Annotated in this window: 22 protein-coding genes; 10 read left to right on the plus strand and 12 right to left on the minus strand. The window is 63.9% G+C overall.

Going from position 1 to position 19,317, the window contains the following annotated elements:
- Nucleotides 1-128: 128 nt before the first annotated feature.
- Entirely contained in the window at nt 129-536 is a 408-nt protein-coding gene (locus N551_RS0123995; RefSeq protein ID WP_007608193.1) for a DUF4332 domain-containing protein, read from the minus strand.
- A 26-nt stretch (nt 537-562) separates the two neighbouring features.
- Nucleotides 563-928, minus strand: a complete 366-nt coding sequence (locus N551_RS0124000; protein WP_027569057.1) for a hypothetical protein — start codon at nt 926-928, stop codon at nt 563-565.
- A 346-nt stretch (nt 929-1,274) separates the two neighbouring features.
- Between N551_RS0124000 and N551_RS0124005 the strand changes: the two genes are divergently transcribed.
- The 3 genes from N551_RS0124005 to N551_RS0124015 all read left to right on the plus strand — a co-directional run bounded on the left by N551_RS0124005 (nt 1,275) and on the right by N551_RS0124015 (nt 5,809).
- Nucleotides 1,275-2,900 carry a helicase HerA-like domain-containing protein gene (locus tag N551_RS0124005; RefSeq protein ID WP_027569058.1) on the plus strand — a complete coding sequence of 542 codons (1,626 nt, stop codon included), beginning with the start codon at nt 1,275-1,277 and terminating at the stop codon, nt 2,898-2,900.
- 133 nt (nt 2,901-3,033) lie between these two features.
- Complete coding sequence (locus N551_RS0124010) at nt 3,034-4,362, plus strand: glycosyltransferase family 87 protein (protein WP_027569059.1); 1,329 nt, start codon at nt 3,034-3,036, stop codon at nt 4,360-4,362.
- Between the two features lie 52 nt (nt 4,363-4,414).
- The gene (locus N551_RS0124015) at nt 4,415-5,809 is read left to right on the plus strand and encodes a M20/M25/M40 family metallo-hydrolase (RefSeq protein WP_027569060.1); all 1,395 of its coding nucleotides are present in this window, start codon (nt 4,415-4,417) and stop codon (nt 5,807-5,809) included.
- Nucleotides 5,810-6,006: 197 nt separating this feature from the next.
- Here N551_RS0124015 and N551_RS0124020 read toward each other — a convergent pair whose 3' ends face one another.
- Complete coding sequence (locus N551_RS0124020) at nt 6,007-6,786, minus strand: class II aldolase/adducin family protein (RefSeq protein ID WP_007593534.1); 780 nt, start codon at nt 6,784-6,786, stop codon at nt 6,007-6,009.
- 180 nt (nt 6,787-6,966) lie between these two features.
- Complete coding sequence (locus N551_RS0124025; RefSeq protein ID WP_027569061.1) at nt 6,967-8,616, minus strand: glycosyltransferase family 39 protein; 1,650 nt, start codon at nt 8,614-8,616, stop codon at nt 6,967-6,969.
- A gap of 313 nt (nt 8,617-8,929) precedes the next feature.
- Between N551_RS0124025 and N551_RS0124030 the strand changes: the two genes are divergently transcribed.
- Nucleotides 8,930-9,802: a hypothetical protein gene (locus N551_RS0124030; protein ID WP_027569062.1), complete on the plus strand. Its 873-nt coding sequence runs from the start codon at nt 8,930-8,932 to the stop codon at nt 9,800-9,802.
- Between the two features lie 173 nt (nt 9,803-9,975).
- Entirely contained in the window at nt 9,976-10,392 is a 417-nt protein-coding gene (locus N551_RS0124035; protein ID WP_027569063.1) for a MucR family transcriptional regulator, read from the plus strand.
- Nucleotides 10,393-10,397: 5 nt separating this feature from the next.
- On the opposite strand, the gene N551_RS0124040 is transcribed toward N551_RS0124035, so the two are convergent.
- Entirely contained in the window at nt 10,398-10,829 is a 432-nt protein-coding gene (locus N551_RS0124040) for a SufE family protein (protein ID WP_027569064.1), read from the minus strand.
- A gap of 68 nt (nt 10,830-10,897) precedes the next feature.
- Nucleotides 10,898-11,323, minus strand: a complete 426-nt coding sequence (locus N551_RS0124045) for a DUF5330 domain-containing protein (RefSeq protein WP_027569065.1) — start codon at nt 11,321-11,323, stop codon at nt 10,898-10,900.
- A 384-nt stretch (nt 11,324-11,707) separates the two neighbouring features.
- On the opposite strand from N551_RS0124045, the gene N551_RS0124050 reads away from it, so the two are divergent.
- Genes N551_RS0124050 through N551_RS0124060 form a run of 3 tightly spaced genes read left to right on the plus strand, consistent with a single transcriptional unit; the run spans nt 11,708 to nt 14,728 of the window.
- Complete coding sequence (locus tag N551_RS0124050; RefSeq protein WP_155809914.1) at nt 11,708-13,639, plus strand: PAS domain-containing sensor histidine kinase; 1,932 nt, start codon at nt 11,708-11,710, stop codon at nt 13,637-13,639.
- Nucleotides 13,632-14,327, plus strand: coding sequence for a peptidoglycan-binding domain-containing protein (locus N551_RS0124055; protein WP_027569067.1), 696 nt, complete (start codon nt 13,632-13,634; stop codon nt 14,325-14,327). Before N551_RS0124050 ends, N551_RS0124055 begins: the two co-directional genes overlap by 8 nt.
- Before the next feature lie 56 nt (nt 14,328-14,383).
- Nucleotides 14,384-14,728, plus strand: coding sequence for a DUF1491 family protein (locus N551_RS0124060; protein ID WP_027569068.1), 345 nt, complete (start codon nt 14,384-14,386; stop codon nt 14,726-14,728).
- Here the strand turns inward: N551_RS0124060 and N551_RS0124065 are convergent.
- A complete protein-coding gene (locus N551_RS0124065; RefSeq protein WP_027569069.1) occupies nt 14,725-15,711 on the minus strand; it encodes a DUF2336 domain-containing protein in 987 nt (328 codons plus the stop codon). The genes N551_RS0124060 and N551_RS0124065 overlap by 4 nt on opposite strands.
- Nucleotides 15,712-15,965: 254 nt before the next feature.
- Here N551_RS0124065 and N551_RS0124070 point away from each other — a divergent pair, with 254 nt between their 5' ends.
- Both N551_RS0124070 and N551_RS0124075 read left to right on the plus strand, forming a co-directional pair.
- A complete protein-coding gene (locus N551_RS0124070; RefSeq protein ID WP_027516916.1) occupies nt 15,966-16,154 on the plus strand; it encodes a hypothetical protein in 189 nt (62 codons plus the stop codon).
- Between the two features lie 14 nt (nt 16,155-16,168).
- The gene (locus N551_RS0124075) at nt 16,169-16,930 is read left to right on the plus strand and encodes a hypothetical protein (protein ID WP_027569070.1); all 762 of its coding nucleotides are present in this window, start codon (nt 16,169-16,171) and stop codon (nt 16,928-16,930) included.
- A 5-nt stretch (nt 16,931-16,935) separates the two neighbouring features.
- On the opposite strand, the gene N551_RS39590 is transcribed toward N551_RS0124075, so the two are convergent.
- From N551_RS39590 to N551_RS0124100, 5 genes are all read right to left on the minus strand, one after another.
- On the minus strand, nt 16,936-17,067 hold the full coding sequence (locus N551_RS39590; RefSeq protein ID WP_256379048.1) for a hypothetical protein: 132 nt from the start codon (nt 17,065-17,067) through the stop codon (nt 16,936-16,938).
- Nucleotides 17,068-17,126: 59 nt separating this feature from the next.
- The gene (locus tag N551_RS36205; protein WP_035961901.1) at nt 17,127-17,324 is read right to left on the minus strand and encodes a hypothetical protein; all 198 of its coding nucleotides are present in this window, start codon (nt 17,322-17,324) and stop codon (nt 17,127-17,129) included.
- 205 nt (nt 17,325-17,529) lie between these two features.
- Nucleotides 17,530-17,697, minus strand: coding sequence for a hypothetical protein (locus tag N551_RS38980; protein ID WP_197031185.1), 168 nt, complete (start codon nt 17,695-17,697; stop codon nt 17,530-17,532).
- Between the two features lie 60 nt (nt 17,698-17,757).
- On the minus strand, nt 17,758-17,943 hold the full coding sequence (locus N551_RS0124095; RefSeq protein WP_027569072.1) for a hypothetical protein: 186 nt from the start codon (nt 17,941-17,943) through the stop codon (nt 17,758-17,760).
- A gap of 190 nt (nt 17,944-18,133) precedes the next feature.
- On the minus strand, nt 18,134-19,288 hold the full coding sequence (locus tag N551_RS0124100; protein WP_027569073.1) for a helix-turn-helix transcriptional regulator: 1,155 nt from the start codon (nt 19,286-19,288) through the stop codon (nt 18,134-18,136).
- Between the last annotated feature and the right edge of the window lie 29 nt (nt 19,289-19,317).

Genomic DNA, 19,317 nt, shown 5'->3' on the forward strand with positions numbered 1-19,317 from the left:
GCTCCGTCATTACGAGCGTAGCGAAGCAATCCAGGCTGCCGCTGCGGAGGGACTCTGGATTGCTTCGCTGCGCTCGCAATGACGACCGGGAAGGAGCGGTGCTCTATCTGCCCAGCCTTGTCCCTGGATCAATACGAGATCTTCGGCGGCAGCTTCTTCGCCTTGGCGATGATGTCGCCGACCGACTTTTCCGAGGGCAGGATGCGGAGGAGCTTTTTCTTCTCGTTGGCATCCCGCATGCTCTGGGCCAGCCTTGCCGGATTTCGGTAGGCGAGCTCGCGCACGGTGGTGACGCCCGCGGCGCGGACCAGGCCGACCTTGGCCCGGCCCATGCCGGGGATGCGCATGTAGTCGGAGACGTTGGCCCATTCCAGCAGCAACTGCTCGCTGATGCCGGTCTTGGCGGAGAGCGCCTTGCGGCCCTTCACGGTCGAAGCCGCCTCGAGCAACGCATCGGTGGTGCGGATACCCTGCGCCTTCAACTTGTTGGCGGCAAAGGCCGACAGGCCCTCAATCTCGGAGATCGGATATGTCATGATACTCGATGTGAAATGCGCAGGCGTCAGGCGAACTGGCTGAGGCCCGGGGTCCCCGCGATGATCTTGCCCATCTGATCCGCTCCGATTTTGTCTCGGCCGAAGCGAAAAAGTTCACGGGCGATGTTCTGAATCTCGGCCATGCCAACTCCCAGGCCCATCAGGCGCGTGCCGACCGCCATCAAGCCGCCGCCCATCAGCCGCGACAGTCCTCCGCCGCTGCGGGACGCCTCGATTGCCGCTTCTGCACCTGGAATCTGGTCGATGAGGACCTGGACGCTGTCGGAAGGACCCTCGTTGCGGAGGAAGCCCAGGATAATGCCGACGGTCTTTTCAGCGACAGCACCATCTATGCTGGCGTTTGTCGCCAGCCGCCCGATCAGCTCGTCCATATGGCCGCCCCTCAGCCGGTTCACATGCCGGAGTATTGCTTTCGAAAATGATCTTGAGCCGGCGTGATCTGAAATACAAGCGATGAACGCCATCAACGTTCCGATTCATTCTCGAACGCGCGAGAAGTGTTGCAGCGATGCAAGGGCGGAGATGAAATCGGCAGAAAAATGCCGCGATGCGAATGCGTCGTTCCTACTTTCGGCTGATGTCACTCGCATGTTTCCGACGATGTCGCATGCCCGGAGCGCGTTGAATGGTTTCAATCAGCGCGCGATATGCGTTAAACTACGGAACTGGTGCATTCGAGTTTCGATATGCGAAACAAGGCAGAGAGATCAGGGCATAATGACCGCACAGGACAGCAAGCTCGGTGATACCGACGACAAGATCTTCGTCGGTAAAGGAAGCGAGCAGGCATGGCTGACGCTGGCGTTCGCCAATCGCCACGGCCTCGTCACGGGTGCAACCGGAACCGGCAAGACGGTCTCGCTGCAAGTGATGGCAGAAGGATTTGCGCGCGCCGGTGTTCCAGTGTTCGCGGCCGACATCAAGGGCGACCTCTCCGGCATCTCCGAAGTCGGCGAAGCCAAAGATTTCATCGTCAAGCGCGCCACCGAGATGGGACTGACGTTCCAGCCCGACCAGTTCTCGACGGTGTTCTGGGACGTGTTCGGCGAGCAGGGCCACCCGGTGCGGGCGACCGTCACGGAAATGGGCCCGCTGCTGCTCGCACGTATGCTCGACCTGAACGATGTGCAGGAAGGCGTGCTCAATGTCGCCTTCCGCGTCGCCGACGACAACGGGCTGACGCTGATCGACATGAAGGATCTGCGCGCGCTGCTCGATGCCATCGTGCCCGACGCCGGCAAGAAGGGGGCGGATGCCGAGGAGAGTCCGCTTGCCGAGATCAAGAAGGCGGCGCAGGGTTTTGGTAACGTCACCAAGGCCACTGTCGGCACCATCCAGCGCCAGCTTCTGGTGCTGGAGAATCAGGGCGCCACCAAATTCTTCGGCGAGCCGGCGCTGACGCTGAAAGACTTCATGAAGACCGACCGCGACGGCCGCGGCATGGTCAACATCCTCGTCGCCGACAAGCTGCTGCAGAGCCCACGGCTTTACGCGACATTCCTGCTGTGGATGCTGTCGGAGCTGTTCGAAGAGCTGCCCGAGGCCGGTGACCTGCCCAAGCCGAAGCTGGTCTTCTTCTTCGACGAAGCGCATCTGCTGTTCAACGACGCGCCCAAGGCGCTGATGGACAAGATCGAGCAGGTGGTGCGCCTGATCCGCTCCAAAGGCGTCGGCGTTTATTTCGTCACGCAAAACCCGGTCGACGTGCCCGACCGCGTGCTCGGACAATTGGGCAACCGGGTGCAGCACGCGCTCCGCGCCTTCACCCCACGCGACCAGAAGGCGGTCGCCGCCGCGGCCCAGACCTTCCGGCCCAACCCGAAGCTCGACACTGCCAAGGTGATCATGGAGCTCGGCAAGGGCGAGGCGCTGGTGTCCTTTCTCGAAGGCAACGGCACGCCGGCGATGGTCGAGCGAGTGATGATCCGGCCGCCATCGGCCCGGATCGGACCGATCACGCCGGAAGAGCGCAAGGCGATCATGGATGCAAGCCCGGTGAAGGGCAAATACGACACCGCCGTCGATGCGGAGTCCGCCTACGAGATGATCCAGAAGCGCATTGCCGGCACTGCTGCGACTGCCGATCCAGGCGCGGCGGGCGGTGGAGGCGGCGGCATTCTCGGCCAGATCGGCTCGATCGTCGGCACCATCTTCGGCACCAACGTCAAGCGCGGCCGCCTGTCGACGGGCCAGGTCATCGCGCGCGACATGACCCGATCGGTGACCAACCAGGTGATCGGGGGGATGGCGGCCAATATCGGCAAGTCGGTCGCCGGCCAGCTCGGTGGCTCGATCGGCCGCACGCTGGTCCGCGGCGCGCTCGGCGGCTTGCTGCGTCGCTAGGCAGAAAGCCCTGTTTGAGGCAATTCGCCCGCAAACCCGCCGCTTGTGCGCGGCGGGTACAAATTCGGGTGAACAGGACTCTCCAACCTTCTATCGGTCTGCTAGGTGCTATGGCCCATGACTGGACCACACCGTGACCTCACCTGAATCTTTTACCAAACCCGGCGCACTCCGAACCCTGTCGCTGCGTGCGCCGCTCGACCTGCTCTTCCTGCTCTGCTGCTTCATCCTGGCCGCCGACGTCCTCGGTCCCGAGATCTTCGGGCACGGCAAGACCAAGGATTACGGGCTGTGGTACTGGGCTGGGCGGCAGGTCTTGCAGGGTGGGCCGCTCTATCCCGGCGACATCCATGAGTACTTCGAGTTCATCTACCCACCGCTGCCGGCAATCCTGCTGGCGATCCCGAGTTGGTTCGGCAAGGTCGCGCTCTACACCGTGCTGTCGATCCTTAATATTGTGGCGTGGTGGTACACGGGAATGTTTTCCAACGCCATGACTGGTTCGGGCCACAGGCCCGGCCCCTGGCTGGAGGCGCTGCCCGCTCTCGTCACCGTGACTTTTGTGTTCGACATGTTCGATCTCGGCCAGCCGAACCTCGTCCTGCTGGCGATGATGCTCTACGGCTTCTGGAGCTTGCAGCATCAGCGCTCCTGGCTTGCAGGCTTCATGTTCGCGCTCGCCACCGCCATCAAAGTGTTTCCCATTGCGGTGCTGCCCTATCTGGTCTGGCGTCGAAACTGGGGAGCCGCCGTCGCTACGGTCGCCTTCACCGGCATGCTTCTCTATATCGTGCCGGCCCCCATACGCGGCTTCGAGCGCAACGCCGCCGAGGTCAAGTCCTGGTATCAGGGCATGGTCGGGTCGAGCTCCGAAAAGGGATTTGGCCAGCGCGACGAGCAGAACTGGTCGTGGGTGAACCAGTCCCTCATTGCCGTCACGCACCGGCTGGTCCGGCCGATCAACTACAATCAGGAAGATGCCAACAAGCCGCCGCGCACGATGAATGTCATCGACGTCGATTACAGGACGGCGAACTGGATCGTGCTGGCGCTGTCGGCGTTGCTCGGACTCGCCTTCGTCGCGGTCATGCCACGGCAGGGGCAGCGTACGGCGCGGTCGGACGCCGAGGAGCTCGGCATCCTGTTCTGCCTGATGACGGTGGCATCGCCCCTGGCGCGGCAATACTACTTCATGTGGCTGTTCTTCCCGATGACGGTGCTGATGCATCGTGCCGCCTTCGACGAGCGGGCGAACGTGCGCCTGGGAACCTGGCTTTCCCTTGGCGCCGCCGGCATGCTCATGCTGCTGGCACTGCCGTGGTTTCCCAATGTCTTTCAGGCCTGGGGCAATAACCTGGTCGCCACAGCGGTCCTCGCAGCTAGTCTCGCATGGCACATCCGGCATCCGCCGGTTGCGGCTGGCCCCAACGCCGCGGCAGCGCTAAAAGCCGATAGTTCTTGAGAAGACAGCTTGAGCCCCGACGTCTTGGGATTCGAACGCAGGGAATACGACAATGGCAAATGCGCAGCTTCAATCCGTGCTCGACCACATCGACAAGGAGTTCGACAACAGCCTGGAGCGCCTGTTCTCGCTGTTGCGGATCAAGTCGATCTCCGCCGATCCGGCCTTCGCGGCCGATTGCAAGGCGGCGGCCGAGCATCTTGCCAGGGACATCGCGAGCCTCGGCGTTGCGACTGAAGTGAGGCCAACCGCCGGCCACCCCGCGGTCGTCGGCAAGAGCGTCGCGGGCGGCCGGCCGCATGTGCTGTTCTACGGCCACTATGATGTGCAGCCGGTCGATCCGATCGAGCTCTGGCACCGTCCGCCATTTGAGCCTGTTGTGACCGACCATGCCGACGGCCGCAAGATCATCGTGGCGCGCGGCGCCGAGGACGACAAGGGTCAGGTCATGACTTTCGTCGAGGCCTGCCGCGCCTGGAAGAAGGTGACGGGATCGCTGCCGATCGACGTCACTTTCCTGATCGAAGGCGAGGAAGAAGTCGGCTCGAAGAACTTCGTGCCCTTCATCGAAGCCAACAAGGACGAGTTTAAGGCTGACTACGTGCTGGTCTGCGACACCGGCATGTGGGACCGCAACACGCCTGCGATCACGACCTCGCTGCGCGGTCTGCTCTATGAGGAGCTCAAGATCACCGCCGCCAATCGCGACCTGCATTCCGGCGTGTTCGGCGGCAGCGCGATGAACCCGATCCGGGTGCTGACCAAAATTCTCGGCGGGCTGTTCGACGATGACAACCGTATCACCATTCCGGGTTTCTATGACGGGGTGAAGGACACGCCGCCGGACGTTCTCGCGCAGTGGAAGAAGCTCGATTTCACGCCGGACACGTTCCTCAAGCCCGTTGGGCTATCGATACCGGCCGGCGAGAAGGGCAGGCTCCCGGTCGAGCAGGCTTCCACGCGTCCGACCTGTGACGTCAACGGCATCTGGGGCGGTTATATCGGTGAGGGCTCGAAGACGGTGATCCCGTCGCACGCGTCGGCCAAGGTCTCGTTCCGGCTGGTCGGAGGCCAGGATCCCGCGAAGATCCGCAAGGCTTTCCGCGAGTACGTGACGGCGCGCATTCCGGGGGACTGCAAGGTCGAGTTCGGCGACCACTCTGCCGGGCCCGCGATTGCGCTCGACTGGAACATGAAGCCGCTCGCCGCGGCCAAGACCGCGCTGACCGAGGAATGGGGCAAGGAGACCGTGCTGATGGGCTCGGGCGCCTCGATCCCGATCGTCGCGGACTTCAAGCGCACGCTGGGGCTGGATTCGCTGCTTGTTGGTTTCGGCCTCGACGACGACAATATCCACTCGCCGAACGAGAAGTACGACCTCCGCAGCTTCCAGAAAGGCATCCGTTCCTGGGCGCGCATCCTCGCGGCGCTGGCGGAGGTGAAGTAGCGGGCGCTCTGTCCTCGTCATTCCGAGCGTAGCGAAGCAATCCAGAATCTCTCCGCGGAGACAGCCTGGATTGCTTCGTCGCTTCGCTCCTCGCAATGACGGGGCCAAATAAAAACGCCGCCCGGAATTGGGCGGCGTTTCATTCCGAAAATGTGTAGAGGGTGTTGAGACCTACCCTACACCAAATCCCGAAAATCTCAAGAGCGGTAGCCCGGAAGCTCGCGGTCCAGCTTGCGCAGCAGTGGCGGCCACACGAGGTTGGTGGCGCGCAACTCGGCGCGGTCGCGGTTGGCGAGCAGCTCGGTGTTCTTGTCGATGGCGACATCGTCGACCGGATAGACCGGCGTGCCCAGCGCGCGCGTACGTACCTGCATCGAGCAGGCCCGCTCAAGGTGATACATGCGCTCGAAGGCCGAGGCCACCGAACGGCCGACCGTCATCGTGCCGTGGTTGCGCAGCAGCATGTGGTTGTGGTCGCCGAGGTCCTTCTGCAGCCGCGGCCGCTCGTCGTGGTCGAGCGCGATGCCCTCGTAGTCGTGATAGGCGAGGTCGTGGGTGACGAGCTGGGCGGTCTGGTTCAGCGGCAGCAGGCCTTCGGCGCTGCTCGAGACCGCGGTGCCGTCGAGGGTGTGGAGATGCAGCACGCAGATGGCGTCCTCGCGCACCTCGTGGATCGCCGAATGGATGGTGAAGCCGGCGGGGTTGATGCTGTACTCGCTCTCGGAGAGCTGGTTGCCGTGCAGATCGACTTTGACGAGGCTCGACGCCGTGATCTCGTCGAACATCAGCCCGTAGGGATTGATGAGGAAATGATGGTCGGGGCCGGGCACGCGCGCGGAGATGTGGGTGTCGACCAAATCGTCCCAGCCGTAGAGCGAGACGAGGCGATAGCAGGCGGCGAGATTGACCCGTTGCTGCCACTCGGCCTCCGTCATGTTCGACGGCACTTCCTTCAGGCGCGCTTCCGCTGGCGACATGGTTGATCTCTCCGAACATCGTTGTTGCGGGGAGGTAGCGTAGTCCTGCCGCGAGCTGCCAGCAAGGCACACAAAGCGCGGCAGTCCAGCGTAGTCCGCATGAGCGAAGCGACATGCGGGGCTGCCTGATAGGCCCCGGATGTCGCCGCGCTCACCCGGGCTACGATCCGGAGAAATTTATTACGGTGCCGGGATCGAGAGCAGGCTGGAAATGCTGCTGCCGCGGATGTCGTAGACGCGGGCGAACACCACGTCGTCGCGCTTGATCTCGACCAGCACGGGCGCGGTGAGGCCCTTGCAGTAGAATTCACCGAGCGTCATGGCGAAGTCGGCGGCATTGGAATCCCAGCCGATGGTGAAGTCGGGGCCGAGCGCGACCTGGGCGGGGCGCTGCGGACCGCACACGGCGACCTTCCATTTGCGGTTGCGCGGCGGCACTTCCTGGCGTTCCACCAGTTGCTTGCGCAATTCGTCCGAGGCCTGCTTCAGCGCCAGGCCCCAATAATCCAGCATGAAGCGGTCGTCGGCGCCGCGCACGGTGCCGGCGATGTGGTTGAAGTGGGTGTATTGATAAGGATGCAGGCGGATCATCTCGGCGAGCGAAAGCGCCAAGCCAAAGCAGAAGGTGGCGAGCACGACCGGCTGCCAGGTGCGGTGATTGGCGCGCAGCCGCTGCATGGCCCAGCCAAAGGCGACGCCGCCGAGCACCGCCATCGGCGGGATCACGAAGACGAAATGGCGGATGCCGTTGTACAGCGCCGGCCGCTTCACCATCGCGATCGCCAGCGGCAGCGTCGCGGCGAGCGTGAGCATCAGCAGGATGGTCTTGCGGCGGGCGGGAACCTCGCGACGCGGCAGCAGTGCGAAGGTGCCGATCACGGCGCCGAACATCAGCACCAGCATCACCTCGGGCAACTGAAGCGCGAACAGCGTCGGCAGATAGGACCAGGGCATGTCGGGCACGGATACGATCGCGCCGTCGAACATCTCCTTCCAGGGTTTCTCGAAGAAGTGCGAGAAGTAGGTCAGCGCCTCGAAGGGATTGCCGGGCTCCATGATCGACCACGGCCAGATCAGCCCCATCACGAGGTAGCCAAGCACGAGGCCGGGCAGCAGCACGTAGACGACATAAGCGAAGCGGCGGACCGACTCGCGCAGGCCCTCGCTACGCAGTTCCTCCAGGAACAGCGGCATGAAGCCGATCACGGCATAGACCAGCGCAAGGCCGCCGAGGATGCGGGTGCCGAGCGAGAGGCCGGCACCAAGGCCGACGATCAGGATCGTGCGCGGCGAAGGCTGCGGATATTCCTCGGCGAGGCGGACGAGACCCAGCATCAGGATGATCATGGCCACCGCGAAGGGCGCATCCTTCGGGTTCATGAACATGTGGCCGTAGAAGATCGGGCAGAGCGCGAGCAGCAGGAGTGAGGCAAGTCCCGCAAGGGGGCCACCGACTCGGCGGCCGAGCCGCCACGTCACCGCAAGTCCGATCACGCCGACGACGGCGCCGACCAGACGGCGCGTCTCGAACAGCTCGAGCGGAATCACCTTGTGCAGGAGAGCCGCGACCATGTCGAAGCCGCCGCCATACATGTAAAGGTTGGCGAAGGAGAGTGCCGCGGTGTCCTTGAAACCGGAACCGAACATGCGCAGCAGCAGGTCAGCATATTCGGCGTGGGTGTAGTCGTCCCAGCCGAGCCCGTAGTCGCGGAAGGTCAAACCGGCAATGACGGCGACCGCAGCCAGCACCAGCATGGCGAGATCGTCGCAAGTCCGTTCAACCGAGCGCCGCAGAGGCGTGTCGATCGCCGAAGTCGTGATGGATGTCATGGCTATTGGTGACCCGGAATCCCCTCTTGGCCCTGCTGGTGCGCGCGGGCCTGCTCCCCGGAATCCCTATAGCGCAGTTCCATTACCAAGTAATTGGGCATTATGGCTAAATTCCTGATGCAACGCAGCAAATCCGACCACATCGAGAGCAGCTTAGAAGTAGCGAGCCGTAGCTGAAGGGAATGTGAATAAGTCCCTGATTTCCTTTCCTTTAGGAACGCAGGCTATAATTCGACGTTGGCGTGGAACACCGGATGACGGTATCGTTGCGTAACGAGTGTCGCGTGTGGCTGCGCGGCCGGGGGTGAGTTCGATGGCGTTGGCATTGTTGATCGCGGGGATTTTCGCCGTTTTGGCGGGCCTCCTTGCGATCCTGTTCGGCTTCACCGTCAGGGAATTCAGTCTCGGCAGTACCCTCATAATCTCCGGCACCATCGGCGTCTGCTCCGGAATGTTACTGGCCGGCCTCTACGTCGTGGTTGCGGAATTGAAGGGCATGGCCCGCCGGCTCGCTGGATCAATCGCACCATCCGACGTTCGGGTCCGGCCCGTACTGCCGGGTCTCGGGATGCCTGGAACGCCTGCCCCCTCGCGTGAGCCGGGCGCGGAGAAGATGGAGCCGGCGCCGCCATTGCCGGCCGCAGGCCCGCCGCCCTGGCAGAACGAAGCAGCCGCGCGCGAGCGACCGGGCGTCGAACCTCCGCCACCGCCGGAAGCTCCGAGCCCGCCTGAGGTTCCGGAGCCGCCGCGCCGGCGCAACTTGCTGTTCGCCTCGACCTCCCGCAAGGAGCGCGAGCGCGCGGAGGCGAAGACCGGCGAGGGCGTGCCGCCGCTGCCGCATGCCGAGCCGTCGGGGGAGCCTGCCGCCCCGGAGGCGCCGCCTGCGAGCTTTGACGACGCCTGGCCGAAGCCGGATCGCATGAGGCCTGCAGAGCCGCCGGCCGCCTCGCGGCGCCCGCCACCACGCTCACCGTCGACCTTCGCGGAGGCTGCTCCGCCACCTGCACCGGAGCCGACGGCCGCGGCCGAGCAGGCGCCCGTGACCGTGCTCAAATCCGGCATCGTCGACGGCATGGCCTATTCGCTCTACTCCGATGGCTCGATCGAAGCCCAGATGCCGGAGGGGATGATGCGCTTTGCCTCGATCGACGAACTGCGCTCCCACCTTGACCAGCGGGGCGCTTGAAGAGCGGGCGTAGGCAACTCTGGCGCAGCCAAGTAAAGCGCTGGCGTTCTTGTTGGTTCGTCAGTAAATCAGCCCATACTCCTCAGTCGTCCCATTTCAGCCAAACGTATTGTTGACACGGAATACTCTGACGTCGTCTCTCCGTGAGACGCAAGGTGGAGAAAGGCGGGGCGATGTCGGATGCCGGGGCTAAGAATTTCATTGAGCTGACGGCAGGCATCGTGTCGGCCTATCTCAGCAATAATCCGACGCCTGCGGCTGAGATTCCGAACCTGATCAGCCAGGTGCATGGCGCGCTGGTGCGCGTTTCGTCGGGCCGCACCGAGACGGTGCCGCTTGAGCCCGCGAAGCCGGCGGTCTCGCTGAAGAAGTCGATCGCGCCCGATTATCTGGTCTGCCTGGAAGACGGCAAGCGCTTCAAGTCGCTGAAGCGCCATCTGCGCACCCAATACAACATGACGCCGGAGCAATATCGCGAGAAATGGGGCCTGCCGGCCGACTATCCCATGGTCGCGCCAAACTATGCGGTGGCCCGCTCGCAGCTTGCGAAGCAGATGGGACTGGGACAGCAGCAGCGGAAGCGGAAATAGAATTTCTACGACGCTTCCGCGAGCGCCTCTTTCGCGTCGGTCTTGATGCGCTCGACCATCGAGCGCAGGCCGTTGGAACGCTGCGGCGTCAGATGATCGCGAAAGCCGAACTCGTCGAATACGGCAATGGCATCGGTTGCAAGAATCTCCTGAGGCGTGCGTCCGGAGTAAAGCGACAGCACGATTGCGACCAGCCCGCGCACGATGTGGGCGTCACTGTCGCCGCGATATGTCAGGACCGGCGGGCCGCCATCGCGATGATCGATCAGCTTCTGAAGCCAGACCTGGCTGACACAGCCATTGACCTTGTTCTCGGCCGAATGCTCAGCCTCGGACATCGGTTCCAGGGTGCGGCCGAGCTCGATGACGTACCGATAGCGGTCGTCCCACTCGTCCAGAATCTCGAAATTATCCCTGATTTCGTCGATCGTCGTCATGCTGGCCCAAAGTTCCCGTTCAGGCCAATATAGGGACGCAAAGCGCCGAAATCGATAGGGTTTGGGCGCTAATTCGCTGTCGCGGGCGCAGGGCCGCGCCATTCCAGCGCGAGGTCGTCCTGGGACAGGGTGTCGCGCGGCGCTTCGCTGGTTGCGGTATCGCCTTCGCCGGCCAGCGCGATCGAGCCGGTGTGGTCGGGCGCCTTCTTGTCGGGCTTCTCGAACTGCTCTTTCTTGTCGTTGATGATCTGGTAGATCTTCTTCGCACCGTCCTGCGCGCGCTGGCCGATGATGGTCGCGGCCTGTCCGCCGACCTCGCAGGCTGCGGGCTGGCGCTTGCAGAACTGGGTCATGTCGGAGACGGCCGCGGTCGCAGCCTGCACCGCGTCGGCAGCCCCGATCTGCGGCAGCTTGTCCGATTCGGGCGTCTTGTCCCGCGGCAGGAGCACCAGCACCAGCCCGAGCCAGAATGTGATGCGAAGCAGAAAGCGCATCTTGCGACCTGTATGTTAGACCCCGTCGCGGCGATCTCCGCGGATGTCGGACCTAGCAACTCTCGATAAATCGCAAGTGATTGCCTTCCGCTTAATTCGCGGAAAATTGACTCAAGAATCTTTGCAATCGACGGTGTCGTAAATTTTCGATTGACGTCCGTGCCGTGAGCTCTGCGGCCGCGCCCGTCCACCATTTCGAAACCATGCGGATCACGGGGAAACCCTGTGTTCACCATCCCCGCCGATGACGTCGTCAAATCGTCTAAAAAGCCCTGCGATGACGCGGTGTCCGGCGGCGCGCCGCGCTGCCTTAGTGTTCGTTTAAGGTCGCTCTGACACGGTGGCTCAACGATAAGGAGGCGTTCCGGCGCGTCTTCCCGACGAATGAGCCGAAGCGCGAGACCCGTGACAGTTTTGAGTATCATCCGCGATTGTCTCGATGCGCTGCTGCATCCCTCCGCGCGTTACGACGCGCTGACGCGAGCGCGCCATCGTGCCTTCATGGCCCCGCGGTTGCTCGGCAGCCTGGCCGCTTTTGCTGCATTCCCGGTCTATCTCGCCATGCGCGGCGCGCCGAGCGCGATCGAGGTCGCGGCCTTCGCCTGGCTGATTGCGCCGATCCTGTTGTCCTGGTTCCTGTCGCGCACCGGCCGTTACGAAGGCGCGCATGTGCTGTCGTCGCTGGCGCTGTCGGGCCTGATCATGGCGGTGGCGGTGACGACTGGCGGCATCGAATCCTTCGCCGCGATCTGGCTGGTCGTGGTCCCCCTCGAAGCTGCGCTGTCGGCCTCGCGCCGCGTCGCGGCCTTTGCATCGCTGCTGGCACTGTCCTGCGCCGGCATCCTGATCCTCGTCAGCCAGCTCGGCTGGCTGCCGATTGGCGACACCAGCGCCGCGGAACGCGGCGTGCTGATGGCGTTCGGCGTCGCCTCGGCGACGCTCTATGCCGCGGGCCTGGCCTTCGGTGCGGAATCGCTCGCGCGCACCAGCGTGGCGCTGCTGTCGCGGGAGGAGGAGCGTTACCGCCTCCTGGCGCGGAATATGAGCGACGTCATCTCGCGGCATCAGCGAAACGGCGCGGTGCAGTTCATTTCACCGGCAGTGGAAGCCATGCTCGGCGTGCCCGTCGCGCAACTGCTCGGCCACGGCCTGTTCGATCGGGTCCATGTCGCCGATCGGCCGGCGTATCTGACGGCGCTGTCCGATGCTGGGCGCGGCGACGTGCGCAGCGTCGAGTTCCGGTTGCGCCGGGAACGTGCCGGCTCGGAACGCGGCCAGGTTGACTTCATCTGGGTCGAGATGCGGTGCCGCCCGCTCGATCAGGATATGGGCCGTGATGCCACGCGCGAGGCCGATGTCGTCGCCGTGATGCGCGATGTCACCGACCGCAAGCTCGGAGAGCAGGCGTTCGACGAGGCACGCAGCGCTGCAGAGGCGGCCGACGCCGCCAAGACGCGCTTCCTCGCCACCATGAGCCATGAGCTGCGCACGCCGCTCAACGCCATCATCGGTTTCTCCGAGATGATCACGCAGGAGCAGACCTTGATGCTGGGCGCGGCCCAGCGGAGGGAATACGCCCAGCTCATCAACGATTCCGGCCAGCATCTGCTCTCGGTCGTCAACGGCATCCTGGACATGTCCAAGATGGAGTCGGGCAATTTCGAGATGGCGTCGGAACCGTTCGCGCCGCGTGCATCATTGATGCATTGCTGCAATCTGCTGGCGCTGAAGGCGCGGGAGAACGGCGTCGATCTCGTCACCGATGCGCCGCAGGACCTGCCTGTCATGACCGGCGATCCACGCGCCTTCAAGCAGATCGTGCTCAATCTCGTCGCCAACGCCGTCAAGTTCACCGAGCGCGGCGGTCAGGTCACCGTCACAGCCGCGGTCTCGGGCTCACAGCTTGCGCTGCGCGTCAGCGACACCGGTATAGGCATCGCGCCTGACGATCTCAAGCGCATCGGCGCGCCGTTCTTCCAGGCCGGCAAGACCTATCAGCGCCGTCACGAAGGCACCGGCCTCGGACTTTCGATCGTGAAGAGCCTGGTGGCGTTGCATCTCGGCGAATTGACGGTACAAAGCAGGCTCGGCGAGGGCACTGCCGTCACCGTCAAGCTGCCGCTGGTCTACACGCCGCAGGCCAAGACGTCTGATATGAAGACTTCTGATGGCAAGATGTCCGACAGCAAGGCGAGCGAGAGCAAGATCGCGACCTTGACGCCGGTGCTGCGCCAGGAACTTCAGGACCACGAACTTCACGACCATCCTCACGACCAGGTTCAGGACCAACCCGCTCTGGTGAAGAAAAGTGCCTAAGAAGTCTGCCAAGGACGAAGCCGCTCCGCGCCGCCGTGGCGCCAAGGCCGCGGTCATCGATGTCGAGACCGAGCGCAATCTTGTGCTGCGCGTGCTGCTGCATAGCCCCAAGGATACGCTGGCCGGTCTCGTCGCCGTTGCCGCCATCGGCGCGATCGTTGCCAATGCGCTGTTCCTGCAGACCGGCCGGCACCCGGCGCCGATGTTCGGTACCGTGATCAATCTTCCCGCACCGTCGTCCATGGCGCTGTCGAACCCCTTGCCCCGTCCGCGTCCCGTCGGCGCCGATACCTCTCCGCTCGAGCCGAGAGCGACGGAGTTTCGTGCCGAGCCCAAACCTGCAGACAAGCCGCCTGAGAGGCCCGTCGAGGCGACTGCATCGACGCCGCGCTCGGGCGATCCCATGACCAATCTGGTCAAGCAAACGATTTCGGCGCCGCCCTCCGTCTCACGTCCGCCGGCGCCAATCCCCGTGCAGCAGGGCCCGGCCGCGCGGCGCATCGTCGGCGTGCAGCGCGCGCTCTCCGAATACGGCTACGGGAATTTGAAGATCACGGGCGCGATGGGCGCCGAGACCCAGTCCGCGATCCAGAAATTCGAGCGCGAGCACAAGATGCAGGTCACCGGCCAGCTGTCCGACCGCCTGCTCCGCGAGCTCGGCGCCGCGATCGGCCACCCGGTCGAATAGTCGTGATGTTGTGCGAAGGCTGGTGCTGATTGCAGCGCTGTCCTATCGTGGCCTCCATGCGTTTGAAATCAAACATCTGGGTCTCAGCCTATCTGCGCCGGTGCCAGACCGAGGGCGTGTACGGCGCGGTGCGTCGTCGCGGCGCCGAGGAGGCGGGTGCGGTGTTCGTGAAGGTCTCGCTGCTCGACGGCAATGCGATGCTCTATGTGCCGGCGCCGCAGACCTCTTATGACGACGGTCGGCCGGTCGATCGCTTCTTCGTGCCGCTTGCGCCGCAGCCGATGCCGGAGTCCGCGGTGGAGGAGCGTCTGACCAAGGAGATCCGCTTCGACTCCGACATCTGGATCGTCGAGACCGAAGACCGCGCCGGGCGGCATTTCCTCGAGCTGGCGAAGACCTAACGATCCGATCCGTCAGTCCCTGTCCGCACCGCAGGCGCGGAGCCGGGCTGCACGCCTGGACGCGTCTGGCTTGCGCCCGCACGTGCGCGCTGGCGCTCGCTGTCGTGCAGCGACGGTTGGTACTTGGCCCGGGTGACGGCAAGCGTCGAGCCGCGCCAGGCGGCCAGCATCACCAGCGCCGCGCGGTCGCTGAGGCGATCGTAAAGCCGCGACAGTCGGTACACGTCGGTCACGGAGTTGCCGATCTCCGGCTTGAAGAACAGCAGAATGCGCTGGAACACCGGGCTTGGCATGTCGAGTGCGCGCGCGGCGACCGCGAGCGCTTCGCCGCTTGCATCGTCGACGATCTGGGCTGCGACGCGCGAGGGCAGGATCAGGCTGTCGCAAAGCTCGAAGATGAAATTCTCGACATCGCCCGCGATCGCCGCCATCTCGAGGATCTGGATCGCGCGCTTGGCGCGGACGGTCGGAATCCGCGGCGCGGCCTTCAGCGGCGTCTCCGCCAGATTGTGCAGGATCAGCGCGCGCTCGGTAGCGCCAGCGCGGAAGAACATGTCGTGGATATCGGCCGCGTCCTTTGGCTGCATCGCCATGTTCGAGGCCATGCGCAGCTCGGCGTCGCTAGGCGTGCGAACCGGCAAGGGGACAGGAGCGGGGGCAGGGACGGGCGCCGGGATTTCGCGCGCGAGCGGAACCCTGCGGCCCTCCTGCGCGGCCGACAGTCCGAGCTTCTGCATGATCGGCGCGGGCGTCGACGGATAGATCGCAAGCCGCGCCTTGACGGCCGCGCGCGTCGCGTCGTCGACCTGGTCGATTAGTCGTGTGGCGAGCTCGACGAACTGGCGCTGCTCGTCGTCGCTATGGGTGCTCGACTGGACATAGAGGTCGGTCAGCACGCGCAGCAGCGTCGGACGAACATCGACGCCTTCGCGACGGGAGAGGGTCATCAGCCCGTCGAATCCTGGAAACAACGACTTGGTCATGGAGAGATACGCGACCTGGAAGAGATACTCGCCGCCAGCCTATCGCGGGCTCCTTTAAAGGCTCGTTAAGGAAAACGAGGCGTGAAGCCGAACGGGCAATTTGAAGCGTTCTCGTGCCGCAACGGGACGGCCGGGTCCCGCCCGTGCGGTTACGGTCCCGCCGGCACGTTTACACCCCGTTAACCATGAACTGATCTTAATGAATGCATGTTGCAGAGGCGCGCCGGGTCGCGCGGCAATTGAAGAGAGCTGATATGGGGACCATCATCGAATTTCCGGCCGGTCGCCGGGTGAGCGCGTCGGGGGACGTGGCTCCGCGCGCGGACATGGGCACGATTTTGATCCTTCCCGTGATCCGCATCGAGCGCGAGAGCGACGAAACCAGCGGCGATCACGGGCCGGAGCAGGGCACAGCGCCGGGGCGCCGTCGTCGTCGCCGCTAGCCTTCGGCCTTGAAATGCCGGAGAACCTCCGCCAGATCCGGCCGGTCGTAACGGCCATCATGCTCGCAGTGCTGGGCGCGACGCTTGCCGCCTGTAGTGGTGGCGATTTCGGCCGGACCCGCGCCGACATGCGCAGCGACGACATGCATCGCTGGCTGGGCGCGGAAGTCACCTCCAGCGTCGGCCTCAAGCCATCCCAGTTCCAGCTCACCGACGAAGAGCGCCAGCTTCGCGACCTCGCTTATCCGCTGATCGAGCCGCCGCTGTCGCGGCCCGCCTGGAAGAGCGTGTTCGGCGACTACAAGGCGCTGCCCTCGCCCTGGCGGCAAAAGATCGTGTTCGACCGCACCATGTATGGTCGCACACTGATCGACGAGCCGCACCGTTCGCATTCTTCGCGCTACACGCAGCTGATGGAGGACGTGCGCAACGACATCACCCGCTTCGAGCCGTTCTTCGCCTCCGCGATCCGCGTCATCGACCTCGACAAGAAGCGCAATGCCAGCATGGCGCGTGTCTCCTCCCTCTCGTCGAAGGAGAAGGAGGACGCGGTCGAGCGCATGCAGGAGAATTCGCTGATCATCCAGTGGGTGCAGCAGTGCCTCGAGCAGCGCGTCTCGTCCTATCGCTGGGGGCTGGAGCGGCTGGTGATCCAGGCGCCCGACGGCATGGCCGCCGATGCCGACCGCCTGATCGGCGAACTCGCCGCCCAGACCGCCAACCCGCCGGTCGCGGCCCAGCCGCCCTACGGCCGCGCGGTCGTCTCGAAGGGCTAACCCAGTTAGTCGCACAAGGGCGATATGGTCGGCTGCACTGGAGCCGCGGCCTCGCTCGCCGACGCGCGTCCCCAGATCATCACGGCGACGATGTGAACGACGAGGAATGCGGCTGCGACCGCCAGGAGCCAACGCATTTCACTGCGCTGCGGAGACCGCACCGTCAATCCTGCCTCAGCTGTCCTGTTCGCAACGATCATTCTCGTTCTCCGGCATCATGTTTGAGTTCGTTGGTGAGCAAGTGCTCGTAATGGCGCAGGACGCGACCTGCCTGATGCCGTCGCGAGGCGTGCAGCGCCGACATGATGAAGGCGAAGATGCCTCGCGATTCCGGTTCGACGTGGCGGTTGGGAGCCTGAGAGGCCGCTCCGGACCAAACTGACATGATGCTCATGGTCGAACCCGATCGGTCAGAAGAACCCGGCGCTGAGATCCAACCCGTGAGTCAGCGACAGCAGCCATACGAAGAGGACGGCTCCGCAGCACAAAGTGAGCTGCTTGAGAACATGTGCCCGCAACGAAGACGCGGGGAATGCGCGAGCAAAAGCGCTCGCAATGGTGGCGGTTGCGAGGGCTCGCATGATGATCCAGACCGTGGGCTAATGGCCGGGCCTGACCGGCCGTTGCGCTTCGCGCGTGAACTCGTCGTACCGTTGCCGGCGCCGGCGGGCTTCCTCGATTTCCCAGAACGCCCAAACGAAACACGCGCCCAGGCAGGCTGAAATCAGCATGAGCAAAAGCGCTTGATCGCTCGCGGTTTGAGTCATGAGATGTCCAATGCAAATAAAAGCCAAATCGAAGCAAAGGGTGCGCCAACGCGGCCTCACTCAAGGAATGTTGATTGCCGGCAGTGGGCCGGTGGCAAGAATTGAGACGTCGCTGGCTTGCTTCTGCTCGAACATGGCCAGCAACATCAGCGCGATCAGAAAGACGTAAGACGCGAGACGCCATCGCTTTGGTTCGGGCCGATGGTCGTCCGTATCGAGGCAGCGCCCGCCAGTTGCCGTCCGCATCGTTGATCTCCTGATGTCGTGACGATGAGAAAATCAGTCATCCCGCATCGCCGCATCATCGGAACCAATGAAACGCAACCGTCGTCGACGAATTTTTTCGTGTCTGGAGATTTCGCCCGGCATGCGTAGCGCGGCGCAAGCCGGCGGCGCAGGCAAATGACGACGATTTAGGCGTATGTCAGATGACGAATTAGCCGACAGCGCCTTGTGCGGGCAGAAGCGGCGGCGTCGCGCTTTGCAGCAGGCGAAGCAGATCCGTTTGCCTCGTCGTGTTCGTCTTGGCAAAGATGCGCTGCAGGTGAGAGCGCACCGTTGACTCGCCGATGCCGAGCATGTCGGCCGCCTCTTTCGCGCCGAGACCTTGCGCGAGCGTCATCAGCACGCGAAGCTCGCCGCCCGTGAGCTTGTAGAGCCTCGCAAAAGCCTCGCCCGGCATCATCGGCACCTCGGCGGGGTCCTTCATGAAGACGGCTACCGATGCGGCAAACGGGGCGAGGATTCCGCTGCGCTGACCGCGATCGACAGGAAGCAGGGTGGCGATGTAGCCGGCGCCGTCGATATCGGGGATCGCGAGCGAGTGTCCGCTCAAATCCGCATCGTCGCGGGACGCTTCGTCGATGGCCTTGGACAGCGCGTCGCGGGCGGCGGCATCGGTCGGAAAGATCCGGTTGCCGAGAACACGAACGGCGTTGCCGGTCTTGATCTGCCGCTCGGCAGTCTCGTTCATGTAGACGACCCGGCCGTCGCGCGCCGTCAGGAAGACACCGACGGCAAGCATGTCGAATGTCCGCTCCAGCATCTCCGACCGCAGCGTCCTGAGGTCGAGTGCGTCGGAGATGGTGAGGGCGCGGCAGACATGAGGGGACAGCATCTTGAACAGGTTGATGTCCAGCTGCTGATAGCGATGCGTCTTCGCCGTCCGAGAGGCATGCATGGAGGCCATGCGCCCGCCGGTCCGCAGAGCTGGAAACCAGATGATGTCCTGCAATCCGTGAGGCTGGAGAATGTCCCGGTAGAACCGGCTTTCGAGCAGCTCATCGAGATCGTTCATCGAGAGCGCGCTGACATGACCGATGTCGGCGACGATATCCGCGGCCGCCATCGGGGTCTTCGCGTAGTTCTCGCCGAGCTTTTCCAGAAACGTCTGCTCGTAGCCGAACACGAACAGCTGGTCGTTCTGGACGTGCTTCATGTCGTGAACGCAGATGCCGCCCGCCGTGCTCTCGCAGAGATCGGCGATCTTCCGGCAGGTGGCCGCCCAAAGCTGCGGATTGAGGGCGCAGTCGTAGATGGCGCCGATGGTGTCGGATAACGCTTGGGCGGAAACCCCCTCCAAACCGATCATGACGCCTCTTTCATTCTTCTTTGATTAGT

The organism is Bradyrhizobium sp. URHA0013 (assembly GCF_000518345.1).
GTDB lineage: Bacteria > Pseudomonadota > Alphaproteobacteria > Rhizobiales > Xanthobacteraceae > Bradyrhizobium.

Excerpts from the sequence above, each read along its gene's own strand:
- N551_RS0123995 (WP_007608193.1), bottom strand. The coding sequence starts at position 536 with ATGACATATCCGATCTCCGAGATTGAGGGCCTGTCGGCCTTTGCCGCC.
- N551_RS0124000 (WP_027569057.1), bottom strand. The coding sequence starts at position 928 with ATGGACGAGCTGATCGGGCGGCTGGCGACAAACGCCAGCATAGATGGT.
- N551_RS0124005 (WP_027569058.1), top strand. The coding sequence starts at position 1,275 with ATGACCGCACAGGACAGCAAGCTCGGTGATACCGACGACAAGATCTTC.
- N551_RS0124015 (WP_027569060.1), top strand. The coding sequence starts at position 4,415 with ATGGCAAATGCGCAGCTTCAATCCGTGCTCGACCACATCGACAAGGAG.
- N551_RS0124020 (WP_007593534.1), bottom strand. The coding sequence starts at position 6,786 with ATGTCGCCAGCGGAAGCGCGCCTGAAGGAAGTGCCGTCGAACATGACG.
- N551_RS0124025 (WP_027569061.1), bottom strand. The coding sequence starts at position 8,616 with ATGACATCCATCACGACTTCGGCGATCGACACGCCTCTGCGGCGCTCG.
- N551_RS0124030 (WP_027569062.1), top strand. The coding sequence starts at position 8,930 with ATGGCGTTGGCATTGTTGATCGCGGGGATTTTCGCCGTTTTGGCGGGC.
- N551_RS0124035 (WP_027569063.1), top strand. The coding sequence starts at position 9,976 with ATGTCGGATGCCGGGGCTAAGAATTTCATTGAGCTGACGGCAGGCATC.
- N551_RS0124040 (WP_027569064.1), bottom strand. The coding sequence starts at position 10,829 with ATGACGACGATCGACGAAATCAGGGATAATTTCGAGATTCTGGACGAG.
- N551_RS0124045 (WP_027569065.1), bottom strand. The coding sequence starts at position 11,323 with ATGCGCTTTCTGCTTCGCATCACATTCTGGCTCGGGCTGGTGCTGGTG.
- N551_RS0124050 (WP_155809914.1), top strand. The coding sequence starts at position 11,708 with ATGAGCCGAAGCGCGAGACCCGTGACAGTTTTGAGTATCATCCGCGAT.
- N551_RS0124060 (WP_027569068.1), top strand. The coding sequence starts at position 14,384 with ATGCGTTTGAAATCAAACATCTGGGTCTCAGCCTATCTGCGCCGGTGC.
- N551_RS0124065 (WP_027569069.1), bottom strand. The coding sequence starts at position 15,711 with ATGACCAAGTCGTTGTTTCCAGGATTCGACGGGCTGATGACCCTCTCC.
- N551_RS0124070 (WP_027516916.1), top strand. The coding sequence starts at position 15,966 with ATGGGGACCATCATCGAATTTCCGGCCGGTCGCCGGGTGAGCGCGTCG.
- N551_RS0124075 (WP_027569070.1), top strand. The coding sequence starts at position 16,169 with ATGCCGGAGAACCTCCGCCAGATCCGGCCGGTCGTAACGGCCATCATG.
- N551_RS39590 (WP_256379048.1), bottom strand. The coding sequence starts at position 17,067 with ATGCGTTGGCTCCTGGCGGTCGCAGCCGCATTCCTCGTCGTTCACATC.
- N551_RS36205 (WP_035961901.1), bottom strand. The coding sequence starts at position 17,324 with ATGAGCATCATGTCAGTTTGGTCCGGAGCGGCCTCTCAGGCTCCCAAC.
- N551_RS38980 (WP_197031185.1), bottom strand. The coding sequence starts at position 17,697 with ATGACTCAAACCGCGAGCGATCAAGCGCTTTTGCTCATGCTGATTTCA.
- N551_RS0124095 (WP_027569072.1), bottom strand. The coding sequence starts at position 17,943 with ATGCGGACGGCAACTGGCGGGCGCTGCCTCGATACGGACGACCATCGG.
- N551_RS0124100 (WP_027569073.1), bottom strand. The coding sequence starts at position 19,288 with ATGATCGGTTTGGAGGGGGTTTCCGCCCAAGCGTTATCCGACACCATC.